The organism is Sphingomonas colocasiae (assembly GCF_019880585.1).
GTDB classification, from domain to species: domain Bacteria; phylum Pseudomonadota; class Alphaproteobacteria; order Sphingomonadales; family Sphingomonadaceae; genus Sphingobium_A; species Sphingobium_A colocasiae.
In genome coordinates this window covers 59,550-77,557 of sequence record NZ_JAINVV010000007.1, presented here as the reverse complement: position 1 = coordinate 77,557, position 18,008 = coordinate 59,550, and the positions used below count along the sequence as shown (strand labels likewise).

The following is an 18,008-nucleotide window of genomic DNA, read 5'->3' as shown; positions in this document are numbered from 1 at the left end:
TTTGGCCCGGCAAGCGGGACAGGACGTCAGCAAAGACGCCTGATCGCAAGGGCTTACGGATCGGGGAGATTGACGATGCGCACCAACTGCAAAACCTTGTTTCTGACGGCTACCGCGCTGGCCCCGCTGATCGCGGCGATGCCGGCGATGGCGCAGGACGCATCGACCGCCACCGAGGCGGCCGCGCCGGTTTCCGGCGACGAGATCGTCGTCACCGCGCAGCGCCGCGAACAGAATCTGCGCGACGTGCCGATCAGCATCTCCGCCTTTTCCGCCAAGGCGCTGGAAAAGGCCAATGTCTCCGAAGCCAAGGATTATCTGGCCTTCGCGCCCAATGTCAGCTTCACCGAGGATGGCGAGACCGGCAACCGCTCGATCAACATCTCGATCCGCGGCGTCAGCAACATCGATCTTGGCGAGGCATCGACCCAGCAGTCGATCGGCTATTATCTCGACGAGCTGAGCGTCGGCTCCACCGCCAACGGCACCTATAATCCGCCGCTGCTCGACGTTGAGCGCGTGGAGGTGCTGCGCGGGCCGCAGGGCACCTATTTCGGCCGCAACGCATCGGGCGGCGCGCTCAACATCACCACCAAGAAGCCGGGGCCGGACTTCTACGCCGAAGGGGGCGCCGAATATGCCAGCTTCGATACGTACAAGGCCTATGGCATCGTCAATGTGCCGCTGGCGCAGGGCCTGTATTTCCGTGGCCTCGCCTCGTGGGACAAGAGCAATGGCCTGATCCGCAACATCAATCCCAAGGGCACGCCCAACAGCGGCTACGAATATCTCCATTTCCGCGGCGCGGTGCGCGCGCAGCCGATCGACAATGTGACGATCGACCTGTCGGCCGCCTATTCGGACGAGGATGAGGGCTTCGACGCGACGGTGCCGTCGGGCGTGCTCGACCTGGACACCAAGAGCATCTTCGGCCCGGATTTCGTGGCGCTGCCCGATGGCGTCGGCTTCTATCCAGCCAATCAGCGCCGGGTGAACCACAATGCGCCCGAATATAACCGCAACAAGTTCCTGCTGATCAACAACCGCATCTCGGTCGATTTCGATGGTTTCGCGCTGCGTTCGGTGACCGGCTATATCGACAGCAAGAACGGCCGCCTGTTCGATCAGGACAATATCTCCGCCGATGCGATCAACCGCATCAACCGCAATCGCGGGCGTTCGTTCAGCCAGGAACTGCGGCTCCAGTCCACGGGCAAGCAGAAGCTCGACTGGGTCGTGGGCGCGCTCTACGCCAAGGATCGCATCCGCCAGTTCAACAGCATCCAGGCGGGCGCGGACACCAGCTATGTCGATCCGCTGACGGGCAATGTCATCGGCCTGTTGCCGCCGATCCCGCAGGGCTTCCGCATCAACGAGAACAACAAGATCTTCAGGACCGAGAGCATGGCGGCCTTCGCCGACGTCACGCTCAACCTCGATCGCCTGCACCTGACGGTGGGCGGGCGCTATACCCGCGACAAGATCAGCAACAGCGCCTTCGGCGTCTATGCGTTCGAAAGCCCGGTGCCCGATATCGCGGGCAGCAAGAGCTTCACCGATTTCTCGCCGCGCGCGGTGCTGCGCTACGAATTCAGCGACAATGACAATGTCTATGCGTCGGTGTCGAAGGGCTACAAGGCCGGCGGCGTCGACATCAATTCGGGCATCACCTCGCCCTTCCGGCCGGAAGAGCTGTGGAACTATGAAGTCGGCATCAAGGGCAGCGCGCTCGACAATTCGCTGCAATACAGCCTGTCCGCCTTCTATCTGAAATGGTCCGATCTTCAGGTGCAGACCAATTTCCTGCGCGATCCCAACGATATCAGCTCGGCGGTCGAGCTGACGCTGAACGCGGCCAAGGCCTCCAACAAGGGCTTCGAGATGGAATTGCAGGGGCGCCTGTCGCGCGAACTGCGCGCCATGGTCGCCTTCGGCTATCTGGACAGCAAGTTCGACAGCTTCCCGCTGGCGGTGCTCGCGGGCGGCAATTCGGTCAACCTGACCGGGCTGCGCCTGCCCAAGACGCCGCGCTTCACCGTCACCACCGCGCTCGATTACGAGCGTCAGATGACCGACGATCTGAGCCTGTACGGCCGCGCGGAACTGAACTTCCGCTCGGCGGCGGCGGGCGATCTGGAGGGCGTCGCGTCCGAGCAGCTCAACCTGCCGCGCTTCCCGTACAATCCGTCGGCCTATGCCGTCGTCAATCTGCGGCTGGGCGTGACCACCGATCGCTTCGAGATTGGCGGCTATATCGAGAACCTGACCAAGACCGACTATTACACGGGCACGCAGGACAATTTCGGCCTGGGCGGCATCCGCCTGCGCCCGCATCCCCGCGTGTTCGGCGTGACCGGCAAGGTGAAGTTCGGAAGCTGAGGTTCGGAACGGGATCCTCTCCTCTCTCATTGTCATTCCCGCGCATGCGGGAATCCAGCTTCTTCTTCTTCTTTCTGATGCTTCTCGGAAAAGCTGGATTCCCGCGTGCGCGGGAATGACACGAGGGGGACATAATCCTGCTCGATATCAATCCGGGTCGAGCAGCCGCGCGCCGCTGCCTTCCCGTCCAAGCGCATCCTCCGGGTTGCGCAACGGGCAATCCTCGATCGACAGGCAGCCGCAGCCGATGCAGCCGCTCATCTGGTCGCGCAGCCGGGTCAGGCGCGCGATCCGGTCGTCGAGCTCGTCGCGCCATGCGGTCGATAGCCGCGCCCAGTCCGCCGCCGTCACCCTGTGGCCGTGGCCGACCGTCGCCAGCCGCTCGCGGATCGTCGCCAGCGGAATGCCCGCGCGCCGCGCGATCTTAATCACCGCGATCGCGCGCAGCACGCCCCGGCCATAACGCCGCTGGTTGCCGGCGTTGCGGTTGCTCCACAACAGGCCCTGCGCCTCGTAGAAATGCAGGGTGGAGACGGGCACGCCCGCGCGCGCGGCCACTTCGCCGACGCTCAGTTCGCGATGCACATCGAACGGCCTGACCTTTGGGCGCATGCCGGTTTCCCTATTTACCTCAACTAATGTTGAGGTTTTATAGGAGCGCTTCCGATTCGCAAAGGAAGCAGGTTTGCCGCCCCCATCACCCGTTCCCGCCCCGCTTTTCCGGGCTTTTGTCCGGTCAGGCGGCGATCATCCGCAGATAGAGCCGGGCGAGCATCTCGCCGATCTGGCCGGGCGTGCGGCCGGTGACGATGGTTTCGTCGACCGCGCCGTGCAGGCCGTGGAACATGACGACCGACACGCTGGCGGGATCGTCGACCGCCCAGATGCCGGCGGCATCCCCGGCGGCGAGCAGATCGGTCAGATTGCGCACCAGCGGGATATCGCCCATCGCCTCGCGCAGCGGCATCTCCGCGCCGTGGAACACGACGTCGTGCAGCGCGCGCATGTCGAAATAGGCATCGACCGCCGCGGTGATCCACGCGGTCAGCCGGCCGTTCCAGTCGGCTTCGCCGTGGCGGCCGACGGCGGCGAGGACGCGATCGAGGAATTCGTCGGAAAATTGCGCGCGCAGCGCGTCGAGCAGATCCGCCTTGGTATCGAAATAATGGTAGAAAGTGCCCTTCGCGACGCCAGCGCGCGCCGCCACCTCGTCCACCGTCGTCGCCTCCACGCCATTCTCGACGAACAGCGCCCCCGCCGCCTCGACCAGCGAGGCGCGCCTAATGTCCGCGCGGCGGGCCGGCGGCTCGGTGTTCGCCAGGCGCGACTTCAGGCGGTCCATGCGGGTGGGGCGGCCATATTTTCCTTCGCTCATGTCACGTTCCTGCGCGCTCGATCGTCAAAGTGCGAGTGGCTTGACCGATCGAAGCTTAAATAATAATCGTTCGCAATAATTCCGACTCATAGTCGGTTCATGACGGAAACGCGATATCATGACAACCGAGACCCCAGAATCCCCCGTGCCCGCGCGCCTTGGCGGCCTTTGCGGGCGCCCGTTGCTGATCGCGCTCGTCGCGGTGCTGTTGCTGTTCGCGCTGCTTTATGGTTGGCGAACGGCGCGCAGCGCGGCGGCGCCGCAGGGTGCACCGCCCCCCGTTCCGGTCGCGGCGATCTCCGTGGAGCCGACCGAGGTGCCCGCCGCGCTCGAAGCGGTCGGGTCGCTCCGCGCCGTGCGGGAAGTGATGCTGGCGCCCGAAGTCGCCGGCCGGATCGTCGCCATCCGGTTCGAGGCGGGCATGCGGGTGGGGGCAGGCGCGCCGCTCGTCCAGCTTTATGACGCGCCCGAACGCGCTGATCGCAGCGCCGCTCGCGCCCGCGCCGATTTTGCGGGCGTCCAGCTTGCGCGGTCGCAGGAACTGGCGCCCAGCGGCGCAGAGCCGCGCGAACTGCTCCAGCAGCGCCGCGCCGAGCGGGACCAGGCCGCCGCCGCCGTCCAGCAATTCGATGCGCGGATCGCGCAGAAGCAGGTGCGCGCGCCGTTCGCGGGCGTGCTGGGCGTGCGCCGGGTCAATCCGGGCCAATATCTCAATCCCGGCGATCCGATCGCGACCCTGACCGCGCTCGACACGCTCTATGTCGATTTCGCGCTGCCCCAGCAGGAACTCGCGCGGCTGCATGTCGGCGCCACGGTGAACGTGACCGTCGATGCCTGGCCCGGCCGCGTCTTCGCCGCGCGTGTCAACGCGATCGAGCCGCGTATCGGCGCGGACACGCGCAACGTCTCGGTCCAGGCGATGCTCTCCAACCGCGACGGCGCGTTGCGCCCCGGCATGTCGGTGACGGCGGCGCTCGCGCTGCCGCCCGAACAGGGCGCGCTCGTCGTGCCGGCCACCGCGATCCAGACCTCGGCCTCGGGCGACAGCGTCACCGTGATCCGTGGTCCCGATGCGCGCCGCAAGGGCAAGGCGGAAGCGGTTTCGGTCACGACCGGCCGCCGTATCGGCAACCGTGTGATCGTGACGCGCGGGCTGAAGCCCGGTGACGTCGTCGTGACCGAAGGCCAGCTTCGCGTGCAGCCCGGCGCCGATGTCGTCGTCGCGCCTGCTCGCCCGGCGGGAGCACGCTGAGATGCGCTTCACCGACATCTTCATCCGCCGCCCGATCCTGGCGATCGTCGTCAGCCTGCTGATCCTGCTGGTCGGCGGCAGCGCGATGTTCCTGCTTCCCGTCCGGCAATATCCGAACATGGAAAGCGCGACGATCGTGATCGACACCGGCTATCCCGGCGCCACGCAGGACGTGATGCAGGGCTTCGTCACCACGCCGATCGCGCAGGCGATCGCGACCGCGAACGGCATCGAATATCTGACCTCGACCTCCAGCCAGGGCAAGAGCCAGGTCAAGGCGAAGCTGGTGCTCAACGCCAATGCCGACCGTTCGATGACCGAAATCCTCGCCAAGGTGCAGCAGGTGAAATATCGCCTGCCGCCCGGCGCCACCGATCCGGCGATCACCAAGATCACCGATGGCGCGTCCGAGATCCAGTATATCTCGTTCACCAGCGATACGCTGAGCGTGCCGCAGATCACCGATTTCGCGACGCGTGTCGCCCAGCCGCTGATCACCGCCGTTCCCGGTGTCGCCTCCGCCAAGCTGGAGGGCGGGCAGGCGCTGGCGATGCGCATCTGGGTCGATCCCGCCAAGCTCGCCGCGCGTAATCTGTCGGCAAGCGACATCGCGGCGGCGCTGCGTTCCAACAACGTCCAGGCGGCGCCCGGCCAGCTCAAGGGCAGCGACACCGCGATCAACATCACCGCCACCACCGACCTGACCGGGGTCGAGGATTTCCGCCAGATGGTGGTCAAGAGCGGCGCCGACGGGCTGGTGCGGCTGGGCGATGTCGCCACGCTCGAGCTCGGCGGGCAGAATTACGATTCCAACGCGGCGGCGGACGGCAAGGTGGGCATGTTCATCGGCATCGCGCCCACGCCCGACGGCAATCCGCTGGAGATCATCAAGGGCGTCAACGATCTGCTGCCCGGCATCCAGAAGGTCGCGCCGCCGGGCCTGAAGGTGTTCAACCAGTTCGACGTGGCGCATTTCGTCAACGCCTCGATCGACGAGGTCACGCACACTTTGGTCGAGGCGATCGTGATCGTGATCATCGTCATCTTCCTGTTCCTCGGCTCGTTCCGCGCGGTGATCATCCCGGTGATCACCATCCCGCTCTCGCTGGTGGGCACCGCCGCGCTGATGCTGGCCTTCGGCTTCTCGCTGAACCTGCTCACGCTTCTGGCGATGGTGCTGGCGATCGGGCTGGTCGTCGACGACGCGATCGTCGTCGTCGAGAATATCCACCGCCATATCGAGGAGGGGCTGAGCCCGATCCGGGCGTCGCTGATCGGCGCGCGCGAGATCGTGGCGCCGGTGATCGCGATGACGATCACGCTGGCGGCGGTCTACACGCCGATCGGCCTGATGAGCGGCCTCACCGGCGCGCTGTTCCGCGAATTCGCCTTCACCCTCGCCGGATCTGTGATCGTATCGGGCGTGATCGCGCTCACCCTGTCGCCGATGATGAGTTCGGTGCTGCTCAACGCCAAGGTGAATGAAGGGCGGCTCGCCCGGACGATCGAGCACAACATGGAGCGGGTGACCGCCGGCTATGCGCGCATCCTCGATCGCACGCTCGCCGCGCGCGCGGCGGTGCTGCTCGTCGGGCTGGGCGTGCTGGCGGCGATCGTCGTGCTGTTCACCGGCGCGCAGCGCGAACTCGCGCCGCAGGAGGACCAGGGCTATGTCTTCGTCGCGTCGAAGGCGCCGCAATATGCCAATATCGACTACACCTCGCGCTTCAGCGGCGATATCGAGCGCATGTTCCGCACGCTCTCCGAATATCGCAGCAGCTGGTTCGCCAATGGCACCGACGGCACCAATAACGGCTTTGGCGGCGTCATCCTGAAGGACTGGGACCAGCGCGCGCGTTCGGCCGACGAGATCCAGGCCGAACTGAACGGCAAGGGCGGCGCGATCACCGGCATCTACGCCACCGCCTTCCAGCCCGCGCCGCTCCCGGCGGGCAGCGGCGGGCTGCCCGTGCAAATGGTGATCCGTTCTTCGGACGAATTCCCGGAGATCTTCGCCACGCTCGAACGCATCAAGGGCGCCGCATGGGGCAGCGGCCTGTTCGCTTTCGTCGACAGCGATCTGGCGTTCGACAGCCCGGAGGCGCGGATCGTCGTCGATCGCGCCAAGGCGGGGCAGATCGGCGTCTCGATGGAGGCGATCGCCGATACGCTCGCGATCCTGGTGGGCGAGAATTACATCAACCGCTTCAACTGGCACGATCGCTCCTACGACGTGATCACCCAGGCGCCGCCGGGCCAGCGGCTGACGCCCGACAATCTCGGCCGCTTCTATGTGAAGGCCGCATCGGGCGAGCAGGTGCCGCTGTCGACCGTGGTGCGCGTCGATATGCGGCCCCAGGCCAACAAGCTGCCCCAGTTCAACCAGATGAACGCGGCGACGCTGTCGGCGGTGCTGGCGCCCGGCGTCACCATGGGCCAGGCCGTCGATTTCCTGAAGAACCAGCAGGTGCCCGCCGGCACCACGATCGACTGGCTGTCCGACAGCCGCCAATATGTGAGCGAGGGCGATCGGCTGACGATCAGCTTCGGCTTCGCGCTGATCGTCATCTTCCTGGTGCTGGCGGCGCAGTTCGAAAGCTTCCGCGATCCGCTCGTCATCCTGGTCACGGTGCCGCTCGCGGTGTGCGGGGCGCTGGTGCCGCTCTATCTCGGCTTCGCCACGCTCAACATCTACACGCAGATCGGCCTCGTCACGCTGATCGGCCTGATCTCCAAGCACGGCATCCTGATGGTGTCCTTCGCCAACGAGATCCAGAAGCATGACGGGCTCGATCGCGTCGCCGCGATCCGCCGGTCGGCGGCGGTGCGCATGCGGCCGGTGCTGATGACAACCGCCGCGATGGTCGCCGGCCTCGTCCCCCTGCTGTTCGCGAGCGGGGCAGGCGCGTCCAGCCGGTTCGCGATCGGCATCGTCGTGGTGATGGGCATGCTGGTCGGCACGCTCTTCACCCTGTTCGTCCTGCCCACCGTCTACAGCCTGATCGCGCGCGACCACCGCGTCGAGGCGCAGACGGAACGCGAGCATGAGCTCGCCACCGCGGAGCTTGCCCATGCGTAAACTGATCCAGGTCCTGATGCTGATGTCGACCGCCGCCTGCGCGGCCGGCCCGGACTATCGCCCGCCCGAACGCGCATCGGCCGCGCCCGGCGCGTTCGTGACGACGATCGCCGCGACCGATCCGGCGCTGCCGCTGCCGGACGATTGGTGGCGGCTCTACCAGGATCCGGTGCTCGACGCGCTGGTGGCGCGCGCGCTTGCCGCCAATACCGATCTGCGCGTCGCCTCCGCCAATCTGGCGCGCGCCCGAGCGGTGCTGGGCGAAGCGCGCGCCGGCCGCCTGCCGACCACCGGCGTTTCGGGCGGCGCCAGCTATGGCGACGCGATCCAGGGCAATCCCGTCGGCGGCATGGACCGGCAAATGAGCTATTCGGGCGGCCTGTCGCTTTCATGGGAAGCCGATCTGTTCGGCCGCGTCGGCCGCGCGATCGAGGCGGCGCGCGCCGATGCCCAGGCGGTGGAGGCCGCGCGCGACATGGTGCGCGTGACGGTGGCCGCCGAAACCGCGCGCGCCTATCTCGACGCCTGCGCCTTCGCTGAAACCGCCGCCATCGCGCGCGCCTCGCTCGACACCGCCGATCACGGGCTGCGCATCGTGACCGCGCAGCAACGCGCGGGATCGGCCGGCCGGCTCGATGTCGAGCGCGCCGCGACGGCGGTGGCGAACGCCCGCGCGGCGATCGCCCCGGCGGATGCGCAGCGCGGCGTCGCGCTGTTCGAACTGGCCGCATTGCTGGGGGAGGCGCCGGGCGGCGTTCCCGCCGATGCCGCGCGCTGCGCCGCGCCGCCATCGCCCGTCGCGGCGCTGCCGGTGGGCGACGGCACGGCGCTGCTGCGCCGCCGGCCCGACCTGCGCGAGGCGGAGCGGACGCTGGCGGCGGACACCGCACGCATCGGCGTCGCGACCGCCGATCTCTATCCGCGCATCTCGCTGGGCGCGTCGGGCAATTATTTCCGCAACGACAGCGTGCGCGGCAATGACAGCTTCTCCTTCTCGCTGGGGCCGTTGCTGTCGTGGAGTTTCCCCAATGTCGCGGTGGCGCGCAGCCGCATCCGCCAGGCGGAGGCGCGGGGCGAGGCATCGCTCGCCGCGTTCGACGGCAGGGTGATCACCGCGCTCAAGGAGGTGGAACAGGCGCTCACGCTCTACGGCAGCGAACGCGAGCGCAACCTGGCGCTCACCGAGGCGCGGACGCGCGCGGGCACCGCGTTCGAGCTGGCGGATGCCCGCTATCGCGCCGGATCGATCGCCTATCTCGACCTGCTCGTCGCGCAGCGCGAACTGATCGACGCCCGCGCCGCGCTCGCCGCCTCGACGCAGCGGCTGGGCTCGGCGCGTGTCGACCTGTTCAAGGCGCTTGGCGGCGGTTGGGGGCAGGCGGACTGAGCAAGAAGCGTGTGCAGGCGGGACTTCGAAGCGTGCGGCCATGTTCGTTCGTCGCCCGGTACGGGCTGTTGGTCTTGCTAATGATTTGCAGCAGCGACGCTTTCGGTTCATAGGAAGCGCGCTGACTCGTCGACTTCTGATGATCGCCGGGAAGCGGATCGGGGTTCGAAATGGCATCGGGTATGGCGACGATCGACATGGAGGGGCTTTACAGCGGCCATGGCGATTGGCTGCGTGGATGGCTGCGCCGCTACACCCGTTGTTCGGACCGGGCGGCCGATCTGGCGCAGGATACCTTCTGCAAACTGATCGAAAGCCCTGTGTCCGGGGCGCCCCATAATCCTCGGCCATATCTCGCGACGGTGGCACGCCGCCTCATGATCGATCAGGCGCGGCGGATGGAGGTGGAGCGGACGTTCCTGGAGGCGCACGCCGCATTGATGGCCGGTGCGGCCGCACCGTGCCCGGAACGCATCGCGGCTGCGATCGGCGAATTGAATATTGTGGTGCGCGCGCTCGAAACCTTGTCCGAACGGGCGCGCCGCGCCTTTCTTCGCGCCCGTCTCGATGGGGCGCCGCACGCGGAGATCGCGGCGGAACTGGGCGTATCGAAGAGCATGGTGAAGCAGTATGTCGCGAAAGGCTATGCCTGTTGCTATGCCGCCGCCTATGGAGCCGGCCACGACATCGGATAGCCGCGAGCAAGAGCCGAGCGCCGCGATCGTTCGCCAGGCCGCCGAATGGCTGGCCCATGTCGAATCCGGTGACGCGTCCGCGGCTGATCATGAGGATCTGCGGGCATGGCGGGCGGCGGATCCCGCCCATGCCGTGGCGCTCGACCGTCTTGGCGGCGTCCGGGCGAGACTGGACGGTACGCCGGATGTCGAGCGCGAGGCCTTGCGCCGGCTGATGTTGCGGCCCAGGCGGCGGGCCGGTGCATCGTTTCTTGCCGTCCTGGTGCTGATCGGGGCCGGATGGATGGCGTCGCGCCTGCCCTGGGTTCAACTCTATTTCGCCGATCAAAAGACGGAAGCAGGAGAAACGCGCGTCGTGGCGCTGCCCGACGGCAGCAGCCTGACCCTTTCCACGGACAGCGCGGTCAATCTCGAGATCGGTGACGGCGAGCGGGCGGTGCGCCTGTTGCGTGGAGAGTTGCTGGCGCATGTCGCGAAGGCGGATGCGCCGCCATTCGAGGTGATGACCGAAGATGGCACCGCCATTGCCCTTGGCACGGCCTATACGGTTCTCAAGGAATCGGCCGCTACAACGGTTGCGGTCGCGCAATCGCAGGTCCGTGTCTGCCCCGTGCCGGAAGATGACGAGGGGTGCCTGACGCTGGGGCCGGGGCAGCGTGCGCGCCTTGCCGGCGGAAGGGCCGTGCGATTGCCCGATGTTTCGGCCGCCGATGTCGGTGCCTGGGCCGAAGGCTGGCTCACCGTCGACGATCGGCCGCTCGCTGAAGTGCTCGACGAACTCAATCGCTGGCGCGCGAAGCCGATCGGCTTCGATCGGACCGCGTTGGCGGACTTGCGCGTTTCGGGGATATTTCCGCTTCGTGATACGGACAGGGCGGCGGCCAACCTCGCCAGGTTGTTGCCGATCATGATGGACCGGAGCGATCCGGACGCACCCGTCATCCGCCGCCGCTGAATTTCTTCCCGCCGTCCGCTGTCCCGATCGCGATCTCGTTCGTCCCCTTGATGAGGGCTTTGCTCAAAAGGGGATATAGGTGCGTAAATATGATCTGGCCGCCGGGGTCGCGGCGGCATTGGTGCTGGCGTTTGTGCCGGGCTTTTCGGCGGTGGCGATGGCGCAAACGGCGCGCGCGGCGCGGAGTTACGATATTCCGGCCGGCGCGCTCGGGCCGGCGCTCAATCAACTTGGCCGAGCGGCCGGTGCCGTCATTTCCTATGATCCGGCGATCGTCCAGGGCAAGAAAACGGCAGGCGTGCGGGGTGCCCGCACCATCGATCAGGCGTTGTCGACGATGTTGCGGGGCACATCCCTCCGCGCGAGGGCGGACGGTGCGGGCGGTTTCGTCATCGGCGCGGGCTCGCCCGTGCGCATGAACCGCAATGCACCGGATCGCCGGCCCAAACCGGCGTCAGGATCCGCGGCACCGGCCGCCGCCCAGGCTGAATCCGTCGAGCCCGGGGGCGAGATCGTCGTGACCGGGCTAACCTCACCCTATGCGCGCACCGGATTGTTCGGCGAACAGGCGGTGATGGACACACCCTTCTCGATCACCGCCTATACCGAGGAACTGTTCAGGACCCGGCAGGCGCGCACCATCACCGACGTGATCGCGAGCGATCCCTCGGTCCGCAGCAATCTGTCGGCAAGCAGCGAAAGCGAACAGTTCGTGCTGAGGGGTTTCCCGCTCTTCGCTTCGGAAGTGGCGGTGGAGGGCCTGTTCGGGATGCTGCCCATTCGGCGCATTCCGCTCGAGCCCTTCGGCAAGGTGGAGATCTTCAAGGGACCGAACGCGCTGGTGAACGGCGTGGCACCCTTCGGCAATATCGGGGGCATGATCAACCTGGTCCCCAAGCGCGCGCAAGCGCGCCGGACGGTGGATCTGACTGCCGTGCACATGGGCGATGGACAGTTCGGCGGCAATGTCGATCTGGGCGACCGATTCGGCGACGACGGGCAGTTCGGCGTTCGATTGAATGCCGCGCGTTATGCCGGCGATCTTGCGGTCGATCATACCAATCGACGCGCGGACGTCGTCAGCCTGGCGATGGATTACAGGACCGGCAATCTGAAGCTGACGGCCGATTTCCTCTACACGTCCGAATTGATCAGGGGGCAGGATCATCATCTGACGGCCAATGCGGGGTTCGACATCCCGGACGCGCCGGGATCGACGGTGAACTATGGGCAACCCTGGACGCGCACGATCACCGGAAGCAAGAGCTTCATCCTCGGCGCCAGCTACGAGATCCTGCCGCGGACGACCATTTCCGCGAAATACGGATATCTCAAATTCGCGGAGAAATACCGATATACGCTCGGCACGCTGACGTCCGCGAACGGCAATTTCACGTCGCGATTCAGTCTGTTCGGCAGCGAATCCGCCGACCGGACGGGAGAAATCTCGCTTCGTTCCGCCTTCGATACCGGCCCGCTCAGCCACAATTTCGTCGCGTCGGCGACGACGCTCTACATCAAGGGCTTCGGCAACCTGCCGTTCGCGGCGATACCGACGCTCGCGAACAACATCTACAATCCGGTCCATATCGCCCGGCTGGATGGGATGTTCACCGATGCCGTGGCCGCGCAGTTCCGTGACATGCGCCATTCCACGGACCGCAAGCTGCGCGGCATCGCCGTTGCCGACACGATTTCGGCATTTGACGATCAGGTGAGGCTGACGCTCGGCGTCCGTCGCCAGAATGTCAGGATGGCGAACTTCAACCGGGTCACGGGAGATCGCATCGACAATTATGATGAATCTCGGACCACCTATGCGGCGGGCCTTGTCGTCAAGCCGAGGCGCAACTGGTCGCTATATGGCAGCTTCTCCCAGGGATTGACGCCCGGCCTGTTCGCACCGGCGGGCTCCGCGAACAACGGTACGGTCTTCGCGCCCTTCGTCAGCACCCAATATGAATTCGGATCCAAACTCGAACTCGGTCCCCTGAGCACGAGCATGGCGTTCTTCCGGATCAACCAGCCCTTCGGATATGTTCAGCCCACCACGAACATCTTCGTTCTCGACGGGGATGTCATCAACAAGGGCATCGAGTTCAACGTTTCGGGCAAGCCGTTCAAGGCGCTGACGCTGCTGGGCGGCATCTTGTTCTCGGATGCGGAACAAAAAGGAACGGCCGGGGGGCTGACCGACGGGAAGCGGCCGATCGGCACGCCGAAATGGCAATTCAACCTGTTCGGTGAATATGAGCCGGAGGTGCTTCCCGGGCTCGGGATCAACGCGACCTATATCCATACCGGCCGGCAATTCTACGACGCGGCCAATCTCAGGCCGATCGACGGGTGGAACCGGGTCGATCTCGGCCTGCGATACGGTTTCGAGTCCGGGGGCAATCGCTACACCGTGCGCGCGGCCGTCGAAAATGTGACGGACAACGCGTTCTGGCAGTCGGCGTCGCGTGGCTTCCTGACGCGGGGCGCGCCCAGAACCGCGCGCCTGTCGTTCGAAATGAGCTTCTGAGAGAGGCGGCTTCGACCATGGCCTCGCAGACCCGGAGCCGGTGATGGCCGGCTCCGGGATCGCGGGCTTCAGGCGGCGTCGACCAGCACGATCTCGCTGTCCTCTGTCGCCGTCACCCGCAGCACCTCGACATCCCTGATCGCCGCGCCGTCACGGGCGTTGACGCGGATGCCTTCTATCTCGACCGCGCCGGTGGCGGGGACGAGATAGCCGCGCCGATCCTTGCCCAGCGGATATTCGGCGGTCTCGCCGGCCTTGAGCGAGGCGCCGACGACACGGGCATTGGTGCGGATCGGCAGCGCGTCATTGTCGTTGTCGAAACCGGATGCCAGCACCACGAAGCGTCCGGCGCGATCGCCTTTCGGGAAGGGCTTGGCGCCCCAGCCGGGCTGTTCGCCGGTCCTGGACGGGATGATCCAGATCTGGAAGATCCGCGTCGTCACGTCCTCCAGATTATATTCCGAATGCCTCACGCCCGTGCCGGCGGACATCACCTGCACGTCGCCCGCCTCGGTCCGGCCCTTGTTGCCCAGGCTGTCCTCATGCGTGATCGCGCCTTCGCGGACATAGGTGATGATCTCCATGTCGCGATGCGGATGCGGGGGAAAGCCGGTCTTGGGCGCGATGGTGTCGTCGTTCCAGACGCGCAGGTCGCCCCAGTTCATCCGGGCATCGTCATGATAGCCGGCGAACGAGAAGTGATGCTTGGCATCCAGCCAGCCGTGATTGGCGCCGCCAAGGCTGGCGAAAGGGCGAAGTTCGATCATGCTCTGTCTCCTCGATGCCCCGTGGGGGCCGTGCTGTGATGCGATGGAGATAGAGGTTGAGACCTTTCTATTGAACTGGCATAAAATCGGTTCAAATGTTCGAAGGAGTTGAAAGGTGGCGAATCCCGGCACGCCTACGCTCGATCAGCTCAGGATCTTCCTCGCCATCGTCGATACCGGCAGCTTCGCGGCGGCGGGGCGGCGGCTCAACCGTGCGGTTTCGGTGATCAGCTATGGCATCATGAACCTGGAACAGCAGCTCGGGCTGACGCTGTTCGAGCGGGAAGGGTCGCGCAAGCCCGTGCTCACCACGGCGGGCCGCGCCCTGCTGGCGGAAGCGCGCGCGATCTCGCAGGGCATCGACGGGCTGCGCGCCAAGGTGAAGGGGCTGCTCGACGGGCTGGAGGCGGAGGTCGATCTGGCGGTGGACGTGATGCTGCCGGCCGATCGGCTGGGCAAGGTGCTGCGCGCTTTCGCGGCCGAGTTCCCGACGGTGTCGCTGCGGCTTCATGCCGAGGCGCTGGGCGCGATCACCGCGATGGTGCTGGACAGGACGGCCGTGGTCGGCATTTCGGGGCCATTGGCGGCGGGGGTCGAGGGGGTCGAATGCATCTCGGCCGGATCGGTGCCGATGGTGCCGGTCGCGGCGCCCGATCACCCGCTGGGGCGGATGGAGCGGATCGCGCCGGGCGCGGGACGCGATTATACCCAGCTCGTGCTCACCGATCGCTCGCGCTTCACCGAGGGGCAGGATTTCTCGGTGCTGAGCCCCAAGACCTGGCGGCTGGCTGATCTCGGCGCCAAGCACGCGCTGCTGCGCGAAGGGATCGGCTGGGGCAATATGCCGTTGCAGATGATCGAGCCCGATCTGGTCGCGGGCACGCTGGTGCGTCTCCACATGCCCGATCATCCCGGCGGCACCTATCGCTTCGCGGGCGTCTGGCGGCGCGATACCCCGCCCGGACCGGCCGCGTCCTGGCTGCTCGATCAGTTCGTCGCGCTGGGCGCGAACGACGTCGAGGAAGAGGGTTTCGGGGATATCTGAGCCGGTATCACGCCGGCCGCGCCGATCCGGGATGGAAGGCGCAGGCGGCGGTGCCCGCCAGCACGAGCGCGCCGGCCAGGATCAAGGGCGCGGTCAGCCCGGTGCGCATCACCAGCACCGCGCCCAACGCGGCGCCGCCGAAGATCGCGGCAACGCTGCCGATGCGCCGTCGCCAGTTGATGTTGGCGCCGCCCGCCAGGCTCGAATCGGCGGCGAGCCCGGTCAGCGTCAGCGTCAGCACCGTCGTGGTGAGATCGGGCACCTTGAGCTGGCGGATCGTGGCGTTTCGGAAGCCCATGGCCAGGCCGGTCAGGATGATGATGGCATAGACGCCGCGATCGGGCGTCTGCGTCGCCACGTCGAAATCGATCGCGATGGCGGCGGCGATCCACAGCAGCGCGGCCTCGATCGTCGCGGCGATCATCAGCCAGCGGCGCAGTGGCCGGCCGGCATGCGCCTTGCCCGTCCGGCCCGCGACCAGCGCGCCCGCCAGAAAGGCGATGATCGCGACCAGATAAGGCGCGACGCGAAAGCCCGGCGTGCCCGCCGCCGCGAAGCCCAGGAAGACGATATTGCCGGTCATGTTGGCGGTGAACACCTTGCCCAGCCCGAGCACGCTGATCGCGTCGACCAGGCCGGTGGTGACCGAAAGCAGCAGCAGCAGCCCGGCGAGGGGCGGGGATTGGGGTGGCGATTGGGGCGGGGTGGTGCTCATGGCGTGCCTTTCAGATCCGGAAATTGGCTTCTAGGCCGAACAGGCCGATGGTGCGGGCCGGCCCGGTCTGGCGGATGAAGCCGCCGGGCTGGAATGCGGAGAGCGATGTGGAGAGCTCGAGTTCGGGCGTCGCCTGCCAGCTCAGGGCCGCTTCGATCTCCTTGCCGATGAAGCGGCTGCGCGCCGTGCCGGGCGCGCGGATGAGATTGCCGGGAATGTCGTAGACGCCGTCCCCACGTGCATGGCGCCAATAGGCCATGCCCGCGATCGCGAACGAGACATTGCCGCCCAGGTCGAGCGAGACGCTGGGGTTGAGGTTGACGATATTGTAGGGGCCGACGGGGGAGAGCTCGCCGAAATATTTGCCCTTGGGGAACAGCGCGTTGAAGGTGCCGAGCGTGCCGTCGGCGGGATCGCGGTCGCCGCTGACGATGTTGAAGCGCATCACCGCGTGCGGCGCGAACGGCGCCTTGGGAAAATGCCGGCCGACCTCGCTGCCGAGTGTCCATGTCCTGATCTTCTGGGCCCTGATCGTCCGACCGGCGAAGCGGCCGAACTGCGCCACCGCCTCGACGTTCCAGTGCCAGTCGCCCGCGTCGCCATGGCTGCGCAGCCCCAGGCCGTGCCGCAGCTCCTCGCCCTCCACCCCGCCGAAGCGCGCATCGCGGTTGCGATAGCCGAGATAATAGAGGTCGAGCCCCGGCAGCGCGGCATAGGCGCCCCAGAGCGTTTTTGTCGGAGACGAGCCGTCGTCGAACGATCCGGCGCCGGGCCGCACCGGCCGCGCCGCGAACAGGCTGAGTTTCGCGGGGCCGCGCGCCAGATCGGCGCGCGCGCCGTCAAAGGCGAGCGGCACATTGGGGCCGTAGCGCGTGCCGATCAGCCGCTCGGTACCCAATGACAGCATCTGCCGGCCGGCGCGCAGCGAAAGCCGGGTGTCGTCGCTCAATTGCAACTCCACCTCGCCGAAGCCCTGGAGCAGATCGACGCGGCTCTGGTCGATCGGCCCGGCGGCGGGCGCCATGCCGACGGCATAGGCCGCGATCGGCTGGACGAACGCGCGGACCGCGCCGACATGCAGGTCGGCATAGGGAAGCGCGCGCACCCACAGATAGGAATCGCCGGGCGCCTCGGCGCCGCCCCACAGCGCGTTTCGATTGCTTTCGGAACGCAGGCGGAGTTCGATGCCCGTGGTCAGCCACGCGTCGCCGTCCGCATCGAGCGGGATATATTTGAAGCCCTCGCTCCAGCGCCCGTTGCGCGCCGCCGGATCGGCGAGTTTCGACCAGTCCTCGTCATAGCGCGTGTTGGTGAGCGTCGGCGCCCGCCAGGCTTCGCCGGTCTGCGCCGCCACGGGCGTGCCGCCCAGCAGCAGGGCGAGGGCGAAGATCCGGTCAGCCACGGCTCGCCCGCCGGTGCGAGAGGATCGCGACGAGCACGAATCCGCCGATCAGTCCCAGATGTTCGAAAAAGGCGTTGGTCGCCATGAAGCGATCGGGGCCGTCCATCGTCCAGAAGGCGTTGGCGACGATGGCCGCGAACAGCGTGAACACGCCCAGCATGCCCGCGCCCAGCCAGACGAGTCGGTCGAGCAGGATCAGCGCGGGGCCGATCAGTTCGACCAGGATCGTGAGCGCCGCGAACAGCGCGGCGGGCTGGACGCCGAAATGCGCCTGTTCCGCCACGGCACCCTGCCAGTCCGCCAGCTTGACGACGCCGCCGATCAGATAGGGGCCGACCAGCGCCAGCCGCGCGACGAACCAGCTTGCCGGCCAGTCGAGGATCGCGGCGATCGGGCGGGGCGTGGTGCCGGTCCGTGTCATCCTGTCTCTCCC

The 18,008-nt window shown here is 66.8% G+C and carries 14 protein-coding genes; 8 read left to right on the top strand and 6 right to left on the bottom strand.

Features of this window, described 5'->3' with window-relative positions; translation table 11 throughout:
* Positions 1-75: 75 nt before the first annotated feature.
* A complete protein-coding gene (locus tag K7G82_RS15330; RefSeq protein ID WP_246623591.1) occupies positions 76-2,379 on the top strand; it encodes a TonB-dependent receptor in 2,304 nt (767 codons plus the stop codon).
* A 147-nt stretch (positions 2,380-2,526) separates the two neighbouring features.
* Here K7G82_RS15330 and soxR read toward each other — a convergent pair whose 3' ends face one another.
* Both soxR and K7G82_RS15320 read right to left on the bottom strand, forming a co-directional pair.
* Positions 2,527-2,991, bottom strand: a complete 465-nt coding sequence (soxR, locus tag K7G82_RS15325; protein ID WP_222990789.1) for a redox-sensitive transcriptional activator SoxR — start codon at positions 2,989-2,991, stop codon at positions 2,527-2,529.
* Between the two features lie 124 nt (positions 2,992-3,115).
* Complete coding sequence (locus K7G82_RS15320) at positions 3,116-3,754, bottom strand: TetR/AcrR family transcriptional regulator (protein WP_222990788.1); 639 nt, start codon at positions 3,752-3,754, stop codon at positions 3,116-3,118.
* A gap of 118 nt (positions 3,755-3,872) precedes the next feature.
* On the opposite strand from K7G82_RS15320, the gene K7G82_RS15315 reads away from it, so the two are divergent.
* The 6 genes from K7G82_RS15315 to K7G82_RS15290 all read left to right on the top strand — a co-directional run bounded on the left by K7G82_RS15315 (position 3,873) and on the right by K7G82_RS15290 (position 13,646).
* Positions 3,873-5,006 carry an efflux RND transporter periplasmic adaptor subunit gene (locus K7G82_RS15315; RefSeq protein WP_222990787.1) on the top strand — a complete coding sequence of 378 codons (1,134 nt, stop codon included), beginning with the start codon at positions 3,873-3,875 and terminating at the stop codon, positions 5,004-5,006.
* Between the two features lies 1 nt (position 5,007).
* Positions 5,008-8,085, top strand: coding sequence for an efflux RND transporter permease subunit (locus tag K7G82_RS15310; protein WP_222990786.1), 3,078 nt, complete (start codon positions 5,008-5,010; stop codon positions 8,083-8,085).
* Positions 8,078-9,472 (top strand): efflux transporter outer membrane subunit, encoded by a 1,395-nt coding sequence (locus K7G82_RS15305; protein ID WP_222990785.1) that lies wholly within the window; start codon positions 8,078-8,080, stop codon positions 9,470-9,472. The genes K7G82_RS15310 and K7G82_RS15305 overlap by 8 nt, the downstream gene beginning before the upstream one ends.
* Positions 9,473-9,642: 170 nt before the next feature.
* Positions 9,643-10,167, top strand: a complete 525-nt coding sequence (locus K7G82_RS15300; RefSeq protein WP_222990784.1) for a sigma-70 family RNA polymerase sigma factor — start codon at positions 9,643-9,645, stop codon at positions 10,165-10,167.
* A complete protein-coding gene (locus K7G82_RS15295) occupies positions 10,142-11,122 on the top strand; it encodes a FecR family protein (protein WP_222990783.1) in 981 nt (326 codons plus the stop codon). The genes K7G82_RS15300 and K7G82_RS15295 overlap by 26 nt, the downstream gene beginning before the upstream one ends.
* 79 nt (positions 11,123-11,201) lie before the next feature.
* Complete coding sequence (locus K7G82_RS15290) at positions 11,202-13,646, top strand: TonB-dependent siderophore receptor (RefSeq protein WP_222990782.1); 2,445 nt, start codon at positions 11,202-11,204, stop codon at positions 13,644-13,646.
* A gap of 68 nt (positions 13,647-13,714) precedes the next feature.
* Here K7G82_RS15290 and K7G82_RS15285 read toward each other — a convergent pair whose 3' ends face one another.
* A complete protein-coding gene (locus K7G82_RS15285) occupies positions 13,715-14,413 on the bottom strand; it encodes a pirin family protein (protein WP_222990781.1) in 699 nt (232 codons plus the stop codon).
* Positions 14,414-14,528: 115 nt separating this feature from the next.
* Here K7G82_RS15285 and K7G82_RS15280 point away from each other — a divergent pair, with 115 nt between their 5' ends.
* The gene (locus tag K7G82_RS15280; protein WP_222990780.1) at positions 14,529-15,458 is read left to right on the top strand and encodes a LysR family transcriptional regulator; all 930 of its coding nucleotides are present in this window, start codon (positions 14,529-14,531) and stop codon (positions 15,456-15,458) included.
* 7 nt (positions 15,459-15,465) lie between these two features.
* Here K7G82_RS15280 and K7G82_RS15275 read toward each other — a convergent pair whose 3' ends face one another.
* The 3 genes from K7G82_RS15275 to K7G82_RS15265 are packed head-to-tail and all read right to left on the bottom strand — an operon-like array spanning position 15,466 to position 17,996.
* Positions 15,466-16,173: a YoaK family protein gene (locus K7G82_RS15275; RefSeq protein WP_222990779.1), complete on the bottom strand. Its 708-nt coding sequence runs from the start codon at positions 16,171-16,173 to the stop codon at positions 15,466-15,468.
* A gap of 10 nt (positions 16,174-16,183) precedes the next feature.
* The gene (locus K7G82_RS15270; RefSeq protein WP_343228585.1) at positions 16,184-17,575 is read right to left on the bottom strand and encodes an alginate export family protein; all 1,392 of its coding nucleotides are present in this window, start codon (positions 17,573-17,575) and stop codon (positions 16,184-16,186) included.
* Positions 17,568-17,996: a DoxX family protein gene (locus K7G82_RS15265; protein ID WP_222990778.1), complete on the bottom strand. Its 429-nt coding sequence runs from the start codon at positions 17,994-17,996 to the stop codon at positions 17,568-17,570. The genes K7G82_RS15270 and K7G82_RS15265 overlap by 8 nt, the downstream gene beginning before the upstream one ends.
* Positions 17,997-18,008 lie beyond the last annotated feature (12 nt).